Source organism: Methylorubrum thiocyanatum (assembly GCA_014138645.1).
Classification (GTDB): Bacteria; Pseudomonadota; Alphaproteobacteria; order Rhizobiales; family Beijerinckiaceae; genus Methylobacterium; species Methylobacterium thiocyanatum.
In genome coordinates this window covers 553,605-569,371 of the sequence record JACJIB010000001.1, presented here as the reverse complement: position 1 = coordinate 569,371, position 15,767 = coordinate 553,605, and the positions used below count along the sequence as shown (strand labels likewise).

At 70.1% G+C, this 15,767-nt stretch carries 17 protein-coding genes; 8 read left to right on the top strand and 9 right to left on the bottom strand.

The genetic code is table 11. From position 1 onward, the window contains the following. Positions 1-37 precede the first annotated feature (37 nt). Positions 38-967, bottom strand: a complete 930-nt coding sequence (locus HNR51_RS02600; RefSeq protein WP_182553889.1) for a ring-cleaving dioxygenase — start codon at positions 965-967, stop codon at positions 38-40. Between the two features lie 140 nt (positions 968-1,107). On the opposite strand from HNR51_RS02600, the gene HNR51_RS02595 reads away from it, so the two are divergent. Beyond that, positions 1,108-2,049, top strand: coding sequence for a LysR family transcriptional regulator (locus tag HNR51_RS02595; protein ID WP_012454017.1), 942 nt, complete (start codon positions 1,108-1,110; stop codon positions 2,047-2,049). A 98-nt stretch (positions 2,050-2,147) separates the two neighbouring features. On the opposite strand, the gene HNR51_RS02590 is transcribed toward HNR51_RS02595, so the two are convergent. Then, entirely contained in the window at positions 2,148-2,783 is a 636-nt protein-coding gene (locus tag HNR51_RS02590) for a DUF4194 domain-containing protein (protein WP_182553888.1), read from the bottom strand. Positions 2,784-2,794: 11 nt separating this feature from the next. Beyond that, complete coding sequence (locus HNR51_RS02585; protein ID WP_182553887.1) at positions 2,795-4,222, bottom strand: Wadjet anti-phage system protein JetA family protein; 1,428 nt, start codon at positions 4,220-4,222, stop codon at positions 2,795-2,797. 143 nt (positions 4,223-4,365) lie between these two features. Here HNR51_RS02585 and HNR51_RS02580 point away from each other — a divergent pair, with 143 nt between their 5' ends. Both HNR51_RS02580 and HNR51_RS02575 read left to right on the top strand, forming a co-directional pair. After that, the gene (locus HNR51_RS02580) at positions 4,366-5,040 is read left to right on the top strand and encodes an HAD family hydrolase (protein ID WP_012454014.1); all 675 of its coding nucleotides are present in this window, start codon (positions 4,366-4,368) and stop codon (positions 5,038-5,040) included. 235 nt (positions 5,041-5,275) lie between these two features. After that, a complete protein-coding gene (locus HNR51_RS02575; protein WP_012454013.1) occupies positions 5,276-5,656 on the top strand; it encodes a hypothetical protein in 381 nt (126 codons plus the stop codon). Positions 5,657-5,725: 69 nt separating this feature from the next. Here the strand turns inward: HNR51_RS02575 and HNR51_RS02570 are convergent, their stop codons facing one another. After that, the gene (locus tag HNR51_RS02570; RefSeq protein ID WP_012454012.1) at positions 5,726-6,616 is read right to left on the bottom strand and encodes an HpcH/HpaI aldolase/citrate lyase family protein; all 891 of its coding nucleotides are present in this window, start codon (positions 6,614-6,616) and stop codon (positions 5,726-5,728) included. Positions 6,617-6,793: 177 nt separating this feature from the next. Here HNR51_RS02570 and HNR51_RS02565 point away from each other — a divergent pair, with 177 nt between their 5' ends. Further along, complete coding sequence (locus tag HNR51_RS02565) at positions 6,794-7,183, top strand: tautomerase family protein (protein WP_182553886.1); 390 nt, start codon at positions 6,794-6,796, stop codon at positions 7,181-7,183. Here HNR51_RS02565 and HNR51_RS02560 read toward each other — a convergent pair. Next, positions 7,167-8,069: a LysR substrate-binding domain-containing protein gene (locus HNR51_RS02560; RefSeq protein WP_182553885.1), complete on the bottom strand. Its 903-nt coding sequence runs from the start codon at positions 8,067-8,069 to the stop codon at positions 7,167-7,169. The genes HNR51_RS02565 and HNR51_RS02560 overlap by 17 nt on opposite strands. Before the next feature lie 108 nt (positions 8,070-8,177). On the opposite strand from HNR51_RS02560, the gene HNR51_RS02555 reads away from it, so the two are divergent. The 4 genes from HNR51_RS02555 to HNR51_RS02540 all read left to right on the top strand — a co-directional run bounded on the left by HNR51_RS02555 (position 8,178) and on the right by HNR51_RS02540 (position 10,554). After that, entirely contained in the window at positions 8,178-9,392 is a 1,215-nt protein-coding gene (locus tag HNR51_RS02555) for an MFS transporter (RefSeq protein ID WP_182553884.1), read from the top strand. Positions 9,393-9,534: 142 nt separating this feature from the next. Then, positions 9,535-9,900: a hypothetical protein gene (locus tag HNR51_RS02550; protein ID WP_152276935.1), complete on the top strand. Its 366-nt coding sequence runs from the start codon at positions 9,535-9,537 to the stop codon at positions 9,898-9,900. A gap of 144 nt (positions 9,901-10,044) precedes the next feature. Continuing rightward, positions 10,045-10,272, top strand: coding sequence for a hypothetical protein (locus tag HNR51_RS02545; RefSeq protein WP_141951293.1), 228 nt, complete (start codon positions 10,045-10,047; stop codon positions 10,270-10,272). After that, complete coding sequence (locus HNR51_RS02540; protein WP_012454006.1) at positions 10,273-10,554, top strand: hypothetical protein; 282 nt, start codon at positions 10,273-10,275, stop codon at positions 10,552-10,554. It begins immediately after the preceding gene. 267 nt (positions 10,555-10,821) lie between these two features. On the opposite strand, the gene HNR51_RS02535 is transcribed toward HNR51_RS02540, so the two are convergent. The 4 genes from HNR51_RS02535 to oxlT all read right to left on the bottom strand — a co-directional run bounded on the left by HNR51_RS02535 (position 10,822) and on the right by oxlT (position 15,617). Continuing rightward, the gene (locus HNR51_RS02535) at positions 10,822-12,402 is read right to left on the bottom strand and encodes an acyl--CoA ligase (protein WP_182553882.1); all 1,581 of its coding nucleotides are present in this window, start codon (positions 12,400-12,402) and stop codon (positions 10,822-10,824) included. Positions 12,403-12,404: 2 nt separating this feature from the next. After that, positions 12,405-13,412, bottom strand: coding sequence for a 2-dehydropantoate 2-reductase (locus HNR51_RS02530; RefSeq protein WP_141951292.1), 1,008 nt, complete (start codon positions 13,410-13,412; stop codon positions 12,405-12,407). 118 nt (positions 13,413-13,530) lie between these two features. Continuing rightward, positions 13,531-14,295, bottom strand: a complete 765-nt coding sequence (locus HNR51_RS02525; protein ID WP_182553881.1) for a fumarylacetoacetate hydrolase family protein — start codon at positions 14,293-14,295, stop codon at positions 13,531-13,533. A gap of 11 nt (positions 14,296-14,306) precedes the next feature. Continuing rightward, on the bottom strand, positions 14,307-15,617 hold the full coding sequence (gene oxlT, locus HNR51_RS02520; RefSeq protein ID WP_141951290.1) for an oxalate/formate MFS antiporter: 1,311 nt from the start codon (positions 15,615-15,617) through the stop codon (positions 14,307-14,309). Positions 15,618-15,767: the final 150 nt, after the last annotated feature.

Sequence of the window (15,767 nt, the reverse complement as noted above, 5' to 3'; positions counted from 1 at the left end):
CGGATGTCCGGGCGGCCAGACCGAGCGTGCGGTCGTGTCAGGCGACCTTCGGCAGCACCGCCTCGATGCTCCCGCGATGCGGCTCGAGGAAGGGCGGCAGTTTCAGCCCCTTCCCGAGTTCCGCCGCCGGCTCGTCGATGGCGAAGCCCGGCGCGTCGGTGGCGATCTCGAACAGCACGCCGCCCGGCTCCCGGAAATAGACCGAGCGGAAATACTGCCGGTCGCGCTGCTCGGTCACGCTCATGCCGTGGGCCGCGCTCAGCCGCTCCGTCATCGCCGCCTGCACCGCATCGTCGGCGGCGCGGAAGGCGATGTGGTGGACCGAGCCCGCCCCCTGCCGGCCGGGCAGGAAGTCGCCGACCGCCCGCAGCGTCACGAACCCGCCCAGAGCCGCCCCGCTCGTCAGCCGGATCTGGCTGCCCTCGCGGGCGGCTTCCGCGAAGCCGAGCACGTCGGTGAGGATCGCCGCGGTCGCCTCCGCCCCACGCAGGAGCAGGGTGACGCCGTGGAAGCCGCGGATCGCGGTCTCCGGGGCGATGCCCTCGGCGTTCCAGGCCGGCTCGGCCTCCGCCCCCTCGACGCCGACGAGCGCAAGCGGCATCCCGTCGGGATCGCGGAAGCGCAGCACCGTCTCGCCGAAGACGCTCACCGGCGCCTCGTGGGCGACGTTCAGCGACACGAAGCGATGCGTCCAGGCGCCGATGGCGGCCCGTGGCACGCGGAAGGCGGTCTCCGAGACCTGACCGATCCCGACCCGGCCGGGCGCGGCCTGGGCGATGGGGAAGAAGGTCAGGATCGTGCCGGGCACGCCCGCCTCGTCACCGAAATACAGGTGGTAGGTGCCCGGATCGTCGAAGTTGACGGTCTTCTTCACCAAGCGCAGGCCGAGCACGCGGGTGTAGAAGTCGATGGTGCGGGCGCTGTCGCTGGCGAAGGCCGTGACGTGGTGGATGCCGTGCGGGCTCATGGTGCGGGTCTCCTGATCGAAGGGATCGCCGCGGGGGAGCCGTTCCGGCCCGGGCTGCGATCGGTGTGAGCCCAATCTGGCCCTTGCCTGCGCCTGTGAAAACGGAAACGATTGAAACGTATCGTTTCCGGATTTGATCGATGGCGAAGCTTCCTGATTTCGAAGCCTGGGCCGTGTTCGCGGTGGTGGCCGACGCGCTCTCCTTCGCCCGCGCGGCGGAGGAACTCGGGCTGTCGAAGGCCACCGTCTCGAAGGCTGTCGCGCGGCTGGAGACCCGGCTCGGGGCGCGGCTGTTCCACCGCACCTCCCGCCGCCTCGCCCTGACGGAGGCCGGGCGCCTCGCGCGGGAGGATGCGGCGGGGCTGCTCGCCGCGGGCGAGGCGGCGGAGGCGAGGGCGCTCGACGCTAACGGCGTGCCGCGGGGCCGGGTGCGGCTCGCCGCGCCGATGTCGTTCGGGGTCGCCCATCTCGCGCCGGTGCTGCCGGAATTCCTGGCCGCGCACCGGGAAGTGTCGGTCGACCTGCACTTGTCCGACGCGCTGGTCGATCTCGTCGGCGGCGGGTTCGACCTCGGCCTGCGCATCGCCGCCCTGCCCGATTCCTCGCTCAGGGTGCGGCGGCTCTGCGGGGTGCGCCGCTCGCTCGTGGCGACGCCGGCCTATCTCGAACGATACGGGGCGCCGCAGCATCCTGAGGATCTGAAGAGCCGTGCCTGCCTCGGCTACGCCTACCTGCCGACGCCCGACCGCTGGCCCTTCACCAACGCCGCCGGCGAAACCGTCGCGATCATTCCCGAAGGCCCCCTGCGGGCCAACAACGCCGACGCCCTGGCGCCGGCGCTCCGCGCCGGGCTCGGGCTGGCGGTGCAGCCGGACTTCACGATCTGGGAGGACCTGAAATCAGGCCGCCTGGAACGGGTGATGCCGGACTGGCAGCCGCCGCCGATCGCCCTCAACCTCGTGATGCCGCCGGGCCTGCCGCGCCCGGCGCGGGTCTCGGCACTGATCGCCTTCCTGGAGAGGGCCTTCTCGACCGCGCCCTGGGCGCAGGAAGAGGTTTCGCCTCCGATCGATGTGCGTTGATCCCGCCCTTCGGTCGGGATCAACGCGCCCGGCGGACGGCCGCCGCCACGCATTCGCGTGGGCGAACGGCCATGAGACGGGCTCATCGCCGTTCGGGTTCAGGCCCCCCTCCCCTCCCCGGCGGAGGCCCAGGCGCGGACCTGATCCATCCAGGCATCCGGCGAGAGCACGGTGATGCCCGGCATCACCATCAGCGGCGTCACCCGCTCGGCCCGGTCGCGCTCGCCCAGCCGCAGAGCCCCCTTGCGGGCGAACAGGCGCAGGATCTCGATCAGGCGCGCCTCGTCCGGCGGCTCGGTGCGGGCGGCGGAGCGGATCGCGTCGGCGATGTTGTCGGTGGTGCATTCCACCGTGCCGTCGGTGGAGACGCGGTGGTCGCGCAGACCCTCCTCGTAGGCGAGGCGGAGCGCCAGCAGCACCAGGGTCTCGTCCTTGCGCAGGCGCTCCCCCTGCGCATCGTGGCGCACGCCGTCCGGCGGCAGGGCGAGGAACACCATCTGGTCGCGGTGGGCGACCTCGAAGCGGTAGCCGAGGCAGGCGAAGTAGTCGCGGAAGAACGGCGCGTAGTGCCGGGCGAGCTCGTAGGAGCGACCGATGCCGCTGGTGGCGGCGTAGATGCACTGGCTCTTCAGCATCACCTGAAGCGCGCGGATCAGTTCCTCCTCGCTCGGGGCCGAGCTGCCGGGCGGGGGCGTCTCCTCACCGTCGAGGATGGCGCGGAAGGGTTCGAGCATGTCTTGTCCGTTCAGCCTGCTTTGCCGGCTCCGCGTCGGGTGGGGACTGCCGGAACGCGCTCGATCACGAAATCCGGGCAGTCGAGCCAGCCGTTGGAGACCCGGCCCTCGGTCCGGGCGACGCGGTAGCGCTCACGCAGCACGCCGTCGAACAGCACGTCGATCTCACGTAGGCGCTGGAACACGACGAAGGCATCGACATCGTCCACCTGGATCTCGGAGCCGCGCAAAGCCTTCACCTGTTGCAGCCGGGCGTCGAGATAGGCGACGATCCGCTCCGGCGTCACCGTGATGCGGCGGCGGAATTCGTCCTTGGCCGCGATGAACGCCTCGATCGCCGGATCGACGTCGATCTCGGGCAGCGGCTCGTACTCGATGATCCGGCGCGGCATGCGCGGATTGGTGAGCTGCGGCGGGCCGATCGGCGGGCGCAGCAGCGAGACCTGCGGCAGGGGCAGGCCGGCCACGTCGTCCACCACCACGTCGTCCTCGCCCGCGCCGACGGCGCGCAAGGCTGCGGCGGCCCGCTCGATCCGGGCGGAATCGCGCGGGTCGCGGTAGCGCAAGGCCGCCGAGATGCGCCGCTCCAGCCGTGCCACCACATCCGCCACCGCGTCGAGATGCGGATCGAGGCCCTCGAAAATCGAGAGGATCTCGACGAGATCGGTGCGCACCATCCGCTCGGCCGCGGTGATGTCGGCCGCGCGTCCCTCGCGCAGGTTGCCGTCCGCCAGCGCCCTGAGCGTCAGCGGATCGCGCAAGGCGCGCCCCGCCTCGCGCACGATGCCGGAGCGGAAGCGGAACGGATTGAAGCGGGTGTGCAGCGTCCGGTAGTCGGAGACGAGGTGGCGCTCGACGAATTCCTCGAAATAGAGCCGGAAGGCCGCGCTGAGGTCGGGCTCGCGCAGGATCCGCTCTTCGAGCTTGCGCATGGCGCCGGCCAGCCCGCGCAGATGGCCGAGGAAGGTGCGCGAGGCTTTCGCCGCGTTGCGCAGAGCCTCCGAACGGTCGGCGGGGCTGGCGATGGCGCTCTCCAGGGCGCTCAGCACTTCGAGCACCGCGCCGCCATAGGAGCGGGTCTCGCCGCGCTCGATCCGGGCCAGTTCCTCGATCAGCAACCGCGCGTCGGGATCGAAATCGACAACCGGCACGTAGCGCTCGCGCCGCTCCACCAGCCAACCGGCCTCGATCAGCCGCCGGAACACCGCCGAGCGCCGCTCGATCGGATCGACCGGAGTCGCCTCGTCGTCAGCGATCTCGGCTTGACTCCAGCCGACGGAGAAATCGCCGATGGCCGCCAGAAGCTCGCTCTTGCGCAGGGGCTCGGCGGCATCGCCGAACACGCGGGCATGCAGGTGCAGCAGCAGGGCCGCATTGAAGGCGCGGCTCGGCGAGGCGAGCGGGCGAAAGAGATCGTCGGCGAGGTGGGTGAACAGCATGATGGGACGGGCGTGACCACAACCCGCTCGGACGCCCCCGGTCAATGCTCATGCCGATCTGTCCCCTTATGCATCGACCGGGTGCATCGACCGGGGCTTGGACCGGTTGTCTCTCCGGGCGCCGTCCGTTGGAGTTCCAAGCCATGCGCATCGAAACCGTCTTCCTGTTCGACCTCGACGGCACGCTGGTCGACAGCGTCTACCAGCACGTGCTCGCCTGGAAGGAGGCGCTCGATGCCGAGGGGATCCCGCTCTCGGTCTGGCGCATCCATCGCAAGATCGGGATGAGCGGCGGCCTGTTCACCAACCAGCTCCTGCGCGAGACCGGACTCGATATCGACCCGGAGCGGATTGACCGGCTGCGGCGGCTGCATGCGGAGGCCTATGGCCGGCTCTCGAAGGGGGTCGTGCCGCTGCCCGGTGCGAAGGAACTGCTCACGACGCTGACCGAGAACCGCATCCCCTGGGCCATCGCCACCAGCGGACGGATGGAGACCGCCGGCCACAACCTCGTGGCGCTCGGCGTCGATCCCGGACAGGTGCCGGTGGTGACCCGCGACCTCGTGAAATACGCCAAGCCCGATCCCGACTTGTTCCTCGCCGCCGCCGAGCGGCTGAATGCGCCGATTGAGCATGCGGTAATCGTCGGCGATTCGATCTGGGACATGCTGGCGGCGCGCCGCTGCCGCGGGCTGGGGGTCGGCCTGCTCTCGGGCGGGTACGGTACGGAGGAGCTGGAGCGCTCCGGCGCCGTGAGGGTCTACGACGACCCGGCGATGCTACTGGAGCATCTCGACGAGGTCGGCGGTCGGCGCTGAGCCCGCGGCCGCGATACGGCCAAGTTCAGCGCCGCACGCGTTCCGATTGAATCCGGCTTGAGTCCGACTCGAGGCGCTGTGGAGCGATCCTGACAACTGGATGAACGCGTGCGTGCACTGTCATTCATGCGACAGGACGTAGCGTGAGCTTCACCACATTGAAAGTGAACCGAATCCGGGGCGTGCCCGTTGGGGTGCCAATGGATCGGCGATCTGCCGACTTCGGAGAGACTTGATGAAGAAGCTTGCGATTCTGTCCGCCGTGGCCGTTCTCGGCGTGGGCGCCCTGTCCTCGACCGATGCCGAGGCCCGCTGGCGCGGCCGGGGTGGCGGCGGCGCGGTGGCGGCCGGTGTCATCGGCGGCCTCGCGGCTGGCGCGCTCGTCGGCGCGGCCGCCTCGAACGCCTACGGCTACGGTGGTTATGGCTACGGTGGCGGCTACGGCTACGATTACGGCTATGCCCGCCCGGTCGCCGGCTACGGTTACGGCTATGCCCGTCCGGCCTACGGCTACCGCAGCGTCGGTTACTACGACGGCGGCTACTACGCCCCGCGCCGCGCCTATGGCGGCTATTCCTGGGGTGGCCCGGCCTACGATTACGGCTACGGCTGGTAAGTCTTCCCGCCGTCATCGCCTTTCATGACGGCACGGCCGCGCCCCCCCCGGGCGCGGCCGTTTCGCGTTTCAGGCCGCGGCGTCGCGGGCGGCGATGGTCTCGGACCAGACCACGGCGCGCCGCGCCATGCCGATATGCTGGCGCTCGTACATGCGGCCCTCGACCTTGATCGCTGCGCGCTTTTCGTTCTCGGGCAGGTTGAAGGCCTCGATCACGAGGCGGGCGCGGCGCACCTCCTCCTCCGTCGGCGCGAACGAGGTGTTGGCCGGCTCGATCTGGTTCGGATGGATCAGCGTCTTGCCGTCGAAGCCGAGGTCGCGCGCCTGACGACACTCCTCGCGGCAGCCTTCCGGGTCGGCGATGTCGTTCCACACGCCGTCGAGGATGATGAGGCCCTCGGCACGGGCGGCGGCCAGGGTCAGCATCATCCAGGGCAGCATCGGCACCCGTCCGCGTACGAGCTGCGCCCAGGTGTCCTTCGCCAGATCGTTGGTGCCGAGCACGAAGCCGGTGAGCCGGTTGCGGCGGTCGCGGCGGGCCTTGGCGATCTCGTGGATGTTGAGGATCGCCGCCGGGGTCTCGATCATCGCCCAGACGGCGATGGAATCCGGTGCGTCGAGCGCCTCCAGTGCGTCGGCCACGCTCTCCAGCACCGCCGGGGACGACACCTTCGGCATCAGGATCGCGTCGGGCTTGGCCTGGATCGCCGCCCGCAGGTCGCCGTCGCCCCAGGGGGTCTGCGGTGCGTTCACCCGGATCACGAGTTCGCGATGCCCGTAGCCGCCGCCCTTCACCGCGGCGCAGACCTGCTCGCGCGCCCGCTCCTTCTCCTCGTTCGCAACGGCATCCTCGAGATCGAGGATCAGCGAGTCGGCGGGCAGCGTCTTCGCCTTCTCGAGGGCGCGCTGGTTCGATCCCGGCATGTACAGGACGCTGCGGCGCAACCGCAAATCGGACATGTCTCGTCTCCTCCTAGGGGCCGGTAAGGGACGCCATATGCCGACCTCAGCCCTCGTTTGAATGCATAATACGAAGGATCCCGATCGGTTGGAAGCGGTCGGAAGCGAGGCTACTTAACCGCGAGCGCCCCGTGACCGCCAGGGGGCGCGTCTGTGGCCAAGCCTTGGGAGTGTCAGATGCCCTTGATGCGTTTCGACTTGATCGAGGGCCGCAGCGATGCGGAATTGAAGACGCTGCTCGACGCCGCGCACGAGGCGATGCTCGAAGCGTTCCAGGTGCCTCCCGGCGACCGCTACCAGATCGTGACCGAGCACAAGCCCTCTCGGATGATCGTGGAGGATACCGGCCTCGACATTCCCCGCACCCGCGACGTGGTGGTGGTGCAGATGATCACCCGGCCGCGCGGGCGCGAGAAGAAGGAGCTGTTCTACCGGCTGCTCACGGAGAAGCTGCAGGCCGCCTGCGGCATCGCTCCCGCCGACGTCATGATCTCGACGGTGGAGAACACCGACGAGGATTGGTCGTTCGGCCACGGCCGGGCGCAGTTCCTCACCGGCGAATTGTGAGCCCCGGCTCCGCCCCCTCCGCCACCAGCCAGTCGATGAGGGCGGTGAGCGCGGGCGACTTGTCGGCGTCGAACGGCGTGAGGGCGAAGTAGGCGGCGCGGTCGACCCGGATCTCCGGAAAGGGTGCGGCGAGCCGGCCCGCGGCGACCATCCGGTCGAGCACCGGGAACGGGCCGATGCCGAGGCCGGCGCCGTCCTCCAGGGCCTGGAGCGTCACGAAGAAGTGGTCGAACACCCGGCGGCGCACGCCGCCGGGCAGGGCCGCGCCCGCCGCCGCGAGCCAGTCGCTCCAATCCCCCGGCCGCGTCTCGGTGCCGAGGAGGACGTGGCCTTCGAGGTCGTCCAAGGTCGTGAGCGGCCTGTCCCGCAACAGGGCGGGGCTCGCCACCAGCGTGTCGGCCTCGGTCAGGAACGGCACGGCGCGGTGCTGCGGCCAGGGCTCGGGGCCGCGCCGGATCGCAAGGTCGAACCCGCCGCGCAGCGCGTCCTGCAGGGTCGTGGTGGTGGTGACCCGGACCTCCGTGCCGGGACGAGCCGCGTGGAAGCTGTCGAGGCGCGGGATCAGCCAACGCATGGCGAAGGTCGCGGGCGCGCTGATCCGGAGAACCCGCGGCGCCTGCGGCCGGCCACAGGCCTCCGCCGCCGTGGTGAGCCGGTCGAAGGACAGGCTGACTTCCTCGGCGAAGGCGCGGGCCGCCGGGGTCGCCACCATCCGCCGCCCGACCCGTACGAACAGCCGCTGGCCGAGCCACGTTTCGAGCGCGGCGATCTGCCGGCTCACCGCCCCGTGCGTCAGCCCGAGTTCGAGCCCCGCCTGCGCATAGCTGCCGGCCCGGGCCGCGACCTCGAACACTTGTAGCGCGTGAAGCGGCGGAAGCCGTCGCATCGATCAAACCCGTGAGTTGCTCGCACATGATCCGTGAGTCGAGCGGATCTCATCGCGTCAAACTCACGGATCTACACTCATCCTGCAAGGACAGCCGGGGAGTTGAGCGTGACGGAAGCCGTTCGAGCCGACGGGTCGCGATGGGGTGCGGCGTCGCGCGATGACGTGAGGCGGCGCAGTCTCGGCGGGGCCTGCCTCGCCCACGCCCTGCACGACGGCTACACCGACCTGCTCTACGTGCTGCTGCCGGTCTGGCAGGCGGAGTTCGGCCTCGGTTATGCCGGGCTCGCGGTGCTGCGCAGCCTCTACTACGCGACCATGGGCGGGCTGCAGGTGCCCGCCGATCGGCTGGCGGCGCGATGGCCGATCCGCGCGAGTCTCGCCGTCTCCACCCTCGTCGCCGCTGCGGGTTTTGTCGTCATGGCGCTGAGCGGCAGCCTGTTCGGGCTCTGCGCCGGGCTGGTCCTCGCCGGGATCGGCGCGAGCCTCCAGCATCCCCGCGCCTCGCTCCTCGTCGCCCAGGCCTATGGCGATGCCGCCCGCGGACCGCTCGGGATCTACAACTTCGCCGGCGATCTCGGGAAAGCGCTTTTCCCGGTCGTCGTCGCGCTGCTGCTCGGGGTGCTGGCGTGGCGGCCGGTGGCCGGACTGATGGCGGGGATCGGCGTCGTCGCGGCGCTGGCGCTCGTCCTCGTCCTGCCGCGGGGAACGCTGGCCGCGGCGCCCGCGCGGGCCGGCCGCGGCCACGGCGAACGTCCGGGCTTCCCGCTGCTGATGACGGTCGGCGCCCTCGATACCGCCACGCGGATGGGCACCCTGCTGTTCCTGCCCTTCCTGCTGGAGGCGAAGGGCGGCACGGGTGCGACGACAGGCTTGGCCCTGGCGCTGGTGTTTATCGGCGGTGCCTTCGGCAAGGCCGTGTGCGGCTGGCTCGGCGAGCGGCTCGGCATCGTGCCCTGCGTGGTCGCGACCGAGACGGCCACCGCCCTGGGGATCGCCGCACTCCTCGTCCTGCCGCTCGGCCCGACGCTGGTCGTTCTGCCACTCCTCGGACTCGTCCTCAACGGCACCTCCTCCGTGCTCTACGGGACGGTGCCGGATCTCGCGCCGCGGGGCGATGTCGGCCGGGCCTTCGCATTGTTCTACACCGCGGTGATCGGCTCGGGCGGTCTCGCGCCGATCGCCTACGGGGCCCTGGGTGACCGGGCCGGCGCGGGCGTCGGCCTGCTGTCGGCCGCCGCCACCGCCCTCGTGATCGTCCCGCTGGTGCTGCGGTTGCGGCGGCCGCTCGCGGCCTGTGATCAGGATCGCGTGCAGGATTGAGGCAGGATTGGACAAGAACACGCGCGACTTCGACGGCCGGTTTTCTCTTTATGGCCAAGTCACGCCGGCGAACGAGGTCAACCTTTCGTCAAGATCGAAGGCCAAGGGCGTCCCCGAATTGCTTTTCGAAGGGACGAACCGGATGCGAACAACCTGCCTCGGCGCCTGCACCGGCCTCGCGCTGCTCGCTGGGCTGTCCGCGCCCGCCCAGGCCGAGAACCGGACTGCGATGGGCGTCGGCGCGGGCGCCGTGGCCGGCGCGCTCGTGGCCGGGCCGGTCGGCGCCGTCGTGGGCGCGGTGGCCGGCGGCGTCCTCAGTTCGAACAGCGCGGCCCGCCCCCGCTCCACCCGCAAGCGCCGCGCCGCCCTGCGCCGGCCGGTGCGTGCTCCGCGCCGCGCTGCCATGGCCGAGCCAGCGCCGGCCCGTGCCGAGGCGCCCCGCGCCATGACCACCGGCGGCACGGGCAGTGCCGCGCCGGTCCGCTCCGGCTGGCAGGATCCGCGCTGAACCGCGCCCGGCCCGGCCGCCGGAACTGTCGCTTTCACGTCACAGCCGTGGAAATGCGCAATCGTGGCAGGCCCAGCGCCATTTTCATGACGCGATGCGGCGCGCAGGATCACCCTCGTGCAATCGTCCGAGAGCGAGGAAGCCATGGCTGATCCGAGCGCCGACCCGAACCGAACGGACCGACTGCAGACGGTGCTGCGCCTCGAGCGGCCCGTCGTCAGCCGGGTGACCAAAGGTGTCGCCTCCGCGATCGGCAAGCGCCTGTCCGTCGACAAGGACAGCGCCCTGCCCGACCGCCTCGCCTTCCTCGTGGATCGTCTCCAGGCCGGACCCCTCGGCCGCACCTCCCTCAAGCATCGTCGAGTTGCCTGAATGTCCAAGTTCGATCGCGCCCTCAACGACGCCACCGTGGTCCCCTTCCCCGCCGCCGCCACCGAGGCGGTCGCCGACGAGAACGTCGCCTCGATCATCGAGGTGCTTCAGGATCAGCTGAAGCTGGCCCGCGAGGGCAAGCTGCGCTCGGTCGCCGTGGTCTCGGTCTCGAACGACGGCAGCGCCATCGGCACGCAGTGGTCCTGCGCCCACGGCGACGTGGCGAGCCTGATCGGCAAGCTCACCGTGCTGTCCCACGATATGATGGCCGCGCGGAACTGAGTCTCTCCGGAGCGATCCCGAAAAACAAAGGGCGGCGCTCGCGGCGCCGCCCTTTGTTTTGTCGGTCGCTGATCGGTGTTCGTCCAATGCGTCGTGCCGCGTGCGACCGCGGACGACACATCTGACTTGCCCCAATAAGAGGGCCCGCAGGTCGTCGCCTGCGGGCCCTTACTCGTCTCACGGCGGCGCGGTTGCAGAGAAAGCCGGACCGCACCGTGAGCAGGAGCGATCCGGCGACCTGGGGGGCGGCCGGACCGCGGAAAGGGCTCAGGCCAGCCCGAGCTTCTGCGCCAGTCCGATGCGCTGGAGCTTGCCGGTGGCGCCCTTGGGGATCTCGTCGAGGATCAGGATCTTGGCGGGCACCTTGAAGGCGGCGAGCCGCTCCGAGGCGAAGCTGCGGATGTCCTTCTCCACCGCCTCGACGCCCTCGCGCAGGACGATCGCGGCAGCGACGTCCTCGCCGAGCTTGTCGTGCGGCACCGCGAAGGTGACGCATTGCGACACCGCCGGGTGGTCCATCAGGATCTCGTCCACCTCGCGCGGCGAGATCTTCTCGCCGCCGCGGTTGATGATCTCCTTCAGGCGCCCGGTGATCGAGAGGTAGCCCTCAGGGCTCAGCACGCCCTGGTCGCCGGTGCGGAACCAGCCCTGCCGGGTGAAGGCCTCGGCATTGGCCTTCTCGTTGTTCTCGTAGCCCTTCATCACGTTGTCGCCGCGGATGACGATCTCGCCGGTCTCGCCCGCGGGCAGCGGCTCGCCGTCGATGTCGACCACCGCGATCTCGGGACCCGCCGCGAGGCCGACCGAACCGGCGTAATGCGGCTTGGGCGGCAGCGGGTTCGACGCCATCTGGTGCGCGGCCTCGGTCATGCCGTAGGCCTCGATGACGGGCGCCCCGAACGTCTCCTCCAACTCCTTCATCACCTGCGGCGGCAGCGACGAGGAGGAGGAGCGGATGAAGCGCAGCGGGTTGTTGGCGATGATCTCCCTGTTCCGGGCGGCCCGGCCCAGGATCGCCTGATGCATCGTCGGCACGCCGGTGTACCAAGTGGGGTGCACCTCCTCCATCCAGCCGAAGAACTTCAGCGCGTTGAAGCCCGGCGTGCAGGAGACCTGGCCGCCCGCCGAGAGCGGGGCGAGGATGCCGGCGATCAGGCCGTGGATGTGGAACAGCGGCATGATGTTGAGGCCGCGATCCTCGGCGGTGAAGGCGAGCGCGGTGCGGATGTTGCGCGCCGAGGCGCAGACATTGCCCTGCGTCAGCGGCACGATCTTGGGCCGCGAGGTCGTGCCGGAGGTGTGCAGCACGAGCGCGATGTCGTCCGTTTCGGCCCGGCCGCCGCGGGCGGGCTCGCCCGTCGCGTCGTCGGCGAAGTGCAGCGTGAAGCTGCCGGCGCCTTCCTCCGGCGTCGGGCGCAGGCGCGCCACCGAGACGCCGAGCTTCTCCGCGACGGCGATCGCGGGCGATTCCGAGCCCTCGGCCACCAGCAGCAGCTTGGCGCCGAGATCGCTCATGTAGAACTCGAACTCGTCGGCCTTGTAGCTCGGGTTGAGCGGCGCCGAGGTGGTGCCGGCGGCGACCGCGATGAAGGCCGCCGCCATCTCCGGGCCGTTCGGCAGCACGATCGCCACGCGGTCGCCGCGGCCGATGCCGCGGGCGTTGAGGTCGGCGACCGTGCGCTCGGTCAGCGCGCGCAGGGCCTGGAACGTCAGCGGCACGCCGCCGGGGCTCGACAGGGCGGGAGCCGCATCGGCGCCGGCCTGGATCAGCTCGTGAAGAGTCGTCGCGGCCACGCTGGCCTCCTTGGAGTCGGTGGGGGGAAAGGCGGACGTCTCGGGCAGGAGCATCGTTAGGCTCCCTGGATCGCGAGACGGCCCTGGGCACGCTCCAGGCTCTGCGCCAGGAGCCGCATCAGGGCGAAGACGGTGTCGATATGCGGGGTCGGCGTGCCGGTGAGGCGGCCGAGCTCGATCACCGAGCCGACGAGCGCCTCCAGCTCGATCGGCCGGCCGGCCTCGACGTCCTGAAGCATCGAGGTCTTGTGTGGGCCGACCTTCTCGGCGCCGGCGATGCGCTTGTCGATGCCGAGGCGGAAGGTGACGCCGAGCTTATTCGCGATGACTTCCGCCTCCCGCATCATCTCGGCGGCGATCGCCCGGGTGTCGGGGAAGCGGCAGATGTCCTCCAGCGTCGCGTGGGTCAGCGCGGAGATCGGGTTGAAGCTGAGATTGCCCCACAGCTTGAGCCAGATCTCGGCGCGGATGTCGCTGGTCACCGGCGCGCGGAAGCCCGCCTTGGCCAGACGCTGCGACAGGGCGAGCACCCGCTCCGACTTCGAGCCGTCGAGTTCGCCCAGCCCGAAGCGGTTGCCCTCGATCACCTTCACGGTGCCGGGATCGGACAGCACGGTCGCCGGATAGACCACCGAGCCGATGACGTGCTTGGGGTCGAGGTTGTCGGCGATCAGCCCGCCGGGATCGGCGCTCTCCAGCCGCGTGCCGGCATACTCGCCGCCATGGCCGCCCATGAAGTACCACCACGGGATCCCGTTCTGCATCGTCACCACGACGGTGTCGGGGCCGATCAGGTGCTTGAGATCGGCAGCGATCGGGCCGACCTGATGCGCCTTCACGGTCAGCAGGACGACCTCGTGGACGCCCGCCTCCTGCATGGAGCGGGTCGCCTTGACCGACTTCGAATGGATCTCGGTGCCGTCCTCCTCGATCAGGCGCATGCCGTCCGCCTGGATCGCCGCCGCGTTCGAGCGGGCGATGAAGGTCACGTCCTCGCCGGCCTCCGCCAGCCTGACCCCGAGATATCCGCCGATGGCGCCGGCGCCGACGATCGCGATGCTCATGTCTCTTACCCGTGCTGCCGTTCGTACTGTCGTTCTCGGCTCCGCCGGCTCATCCTTGAAACGCCGTTCGAGGCCGTTTCCGTCCGGCCGCGGAGACCACTTTTGCTTGAGCCTGCCTCTAATCGAACCGGTTCGAGAGCGTTCCGATACCCTCGATCACGACCTCGACCGTGGCGCCCTTGGGGATCGGACCCGAGCCGACCGAGGTGCCGCAGGCGATGACGTCGCCCGGCTCCAGCGTCAGCCCCTGCGAGAGCTGCGCCACGAGCCGGGGCACCGGGATCAGCATGTCGCTGATGGGGAAGCTCTGCCGCTCGCGCCCGTTCACCAGGGTCCGCACGGTCAGCGTCTCCGGATCGAGCCCGGTGGCGATGACGGGGCCGAACGGGCCGAAGCCGTCGAGGCCCTTGGCACGGGTCCACTGCGTGAAGCTCGCATCCGCCTTGAGGATCGCGGCGGAGGTGACGTCGTTCACGCAGGTGAAGCCGAAGACGTGGCCGGCGGCCTCCGCCTCGGTGAGGTCCCGGGCCGCCTTGCCGATCACGATGCCGAGTTCGCCCTCGTAGAGCGCCCGGCCGGACGCCTCCGGCACCGCCACCACCGCGCCCGAGGGGCGGAAGGTGTTGGCGGGCTTGATCAGGAACAGCGGCGCCTCGGGCCGGGCAAGGCCCTGCTTCTCCATGAGCGCCCCGAAATTGTTCCACAGGGCGATCATTTTGGAGGGCCGGCAGGGCAGGCCGACGCTCACCTCCGCGAGCGGCAGAACCTGCCCCGTCGGACGGTTCTCGCCGAACACGTCGCCCTCGCAGACCTCGATCCGCTCGCCGTCGAGCCGGCCGAAGCCGGGCTCGCCGTTATGGATGAAGCCGATCCAGCGGGTCACGGCCTCACTCCTCACTGGTTGCGGGCGACGAAGCGGGCGCGCATCGGCTTCAGGACGAAGAGCGCGAGGAAGCCGGCGATGAAGGCCATGCCGGAGGCGAGATAGAACACGTTCTGCCAGGAGCCGGTCGCGGTCTGGATCGCCAGGAAGGCGGGCAGCATCAGCGAGGCTGTGCCCTTGGCGGTGTAGAGCAGGCCGGCATTGGCCGTGGCGTTCTTGTCGCCGTAGGTGTCGGCGCAGGTGGAGGGGAACAGCGAGTAGATCTCGCCCCAGGCGAAGAACACGAGGCCGGTGAGCAGCACGAAGGCCATCGGCGAATGGGCGAACATGCCGAGCGCCAGGATGCCCGCACCCTCGACCATGAAGGCGAGGAACATGGTGTTCTCACGCCCGATCCGGTCGGAGATCCAGCCGAAGACCGGCCGCGTCACGCCGTTGAGCACCCGGTCGATGGTGAGCGCGAAGGTCAGCGCCGGCAGGGTCAGGCCCATGAGCGAGACCGGGATCGAATCGACCTGGAAGTCCTTGGCGATGGGCGCGAGCGAGGCGGTCGCCATCAGGCCGCCGGCGGCCATCATCACGAACATCGCGTACATCAGCCAGAAGACCGGCGTGCGGACCATCTCGGCCGAGGAGTACTGGCGGCGGCTGGTCGCGTTGGGGCTGACACGGCCGGCGAGCATCCGCTCCTTGTAGGCGGCGCTCGGCGAGGACAGCAGCAGGGCGGCGACCATGACCACGATGCCCTGGCCGAGGCCGAAGGCGAGGAAGGTCTGCTCGTAGCCGCTGTCGCGGATCATCGCGGCGATCGGGATGACGGTGAGCGCCGAGCCCGCACCGAAGCCCGCGGCGGTGAGGCCGGCGGCGAGGCCACGGCGATCGGGGAACCACTTGAGGGCGTTGCCGACGCAGGTGCCGTAGACCGCGCCCGCACCGATGCCGCTGATGGCGGCGGCGAGATAGAGGAACCACAGCGAGTCGGCGACCGAGTTCATCGCCCAGCCGATGGCGCAGAGCGCGCCGCCGAACAGGGTGACGACCTTCGGGCCGTACTTGTCGACGAACCAGCCCTCGATCGGAACGAGCCAGGTCTCGGTCAGCACGAAGATCGTGAAGGCGACCTGGATCGCCGGCTTGCCCCACTGGTACTTGTCGTTGATCGGGTTGACGAACAGCGTCCAGCCGTACTGCAGGTTGGCGATCATCGACATGCACAGCACGCCGAGGATGAGCTGCCCCCAGCGCCCGCCCACCGGCGAGTCGGCACGAGAGGCGGAATAGGCGGGTGTGCCGGGCAATGGATCGGCGGCTTCAACGGCCATGGAGCGGTCCCTCGATCTCACATCTTCTTGGCAGACCGGAACGTGCGCCCGGCTTAGCCATAGTGGAATTTTGGATACCGCATACGTAACCGCTCGTGAGCCGGGCGCTGACAGGAAAATATTTGGCCGCCGCGCAGATATTTTTTGAAC

Excerpts from the sequence above, each read along its gene's own strand:
- HNR51_RS02550 (WP_152276935.1), top strand. The coding sequence starts at position 9,535 with ATGCGAACAACCTGCCTCGGCGCCTGCACCGGCCTCGCGCTGCTCGCT.
- HNR51_RS02530 (WP_141951292.1), bottom strand. The coding sequence starts at position 13,412 with ATGAGCATCGCGATCGTCGGCGCCGGCGCCATCGGCGGATATCTCGGG.
- HNR51_RS02535 (WP_182553882.1), bottom strand. The coding sequence starts at position 12,402 with ATGCTCCTGCCCGAGACGTCCGCCTTTCCCCCCACCGACTCCAAGGAG.
- HNR51_RS02570 (WP_012454012.1), bottom strand. The coding sequence starts at position 6,616 with ATGTCCGATTTGCGGTTGCGCCGCAGCGTCCTGTACATGCCGGGATCG.
- HNR51_RS02545 (WP_141951293.1), top strand. The coding sequence starts at position 10,045 with ATGGCTGATCCGAGCGCCGACCCGAACCGAACGGACCGACTGCAGACG.
- HNR51_RS02565 (WP_182553886.1), top strand. The coding sequence starts at position 6,794 with ATGCCCTTGATGCGTTTCGACTTGATCGAGGGCCGCAGCGATGCGGAA.
- HNR51_RS02595 (WP_012454017.1), top strand. The coding sequence starts at position 1,108 with ATGGCGAAGCTTCCTGATTTCGAAGCCTGGGCCGTGTTCGCGGTGGTG.
- HNR51_RS02590 (WP_182553888.1), bottom strand. The coding sequence starts at position 2,783 with ATGCTCGAACCCTTCCGCGCCATCCTCGACGGTGAGGAGACGCCCCCG.
- HNR51_RS02575 (WP_012454013.1), top strand. The coding sequence starts at position 5,276 with ATGAAGAAGCTTGCGATTCTGTCCGCCGTGGCCGTTCTCGGCGTGGGC.
- HNR51_RS02600 (WP_182553889.1), bottom strand. The coding sequence starts at position 967 with ATGAGCCCGCACGGCATCCACCACGTCACGGCCTTCGCCAGCGACAGC.
- HNR51_RS02580 (WP_012454014.1), top strand. The coding sequence starts at position 4,366 with ATGCGCATCGAAACCGTCTTCCTGTTCGACCTCGACGGCACGCTGGTC.
- HNR51_RS02560 (WP_182553885.1), bottom strand. The coding sequence starts at position 8,069 with ATGCGACGGCTTCCGCCGCTTCACGCGCTACAAGTGTTCGAGGTCGCG.
- HNR51_RS02585 (WP_182553887.1), bottom strand. The coding sequence starts at position 4,222 with ATGCTGTTCACCCACCTCGCCGACGATCTCTTTCGCCCGCTCGCCTCG.
- HNR51_RS02540 (WP_012454006.1), top strand. The coding sequence starts at position 10,273 with ATGTCCAAGTTCGATCGCGCCCTCAACGACGCCACCGTGGTCCCCTTC.
- oxlT (WP_141951290.1), bottom strand. The coding sequence starts at position 15,617 with ATGGCCGTTGAAGCCGCCGATCCATTGCCCGGCACACCCGCCTATTCC.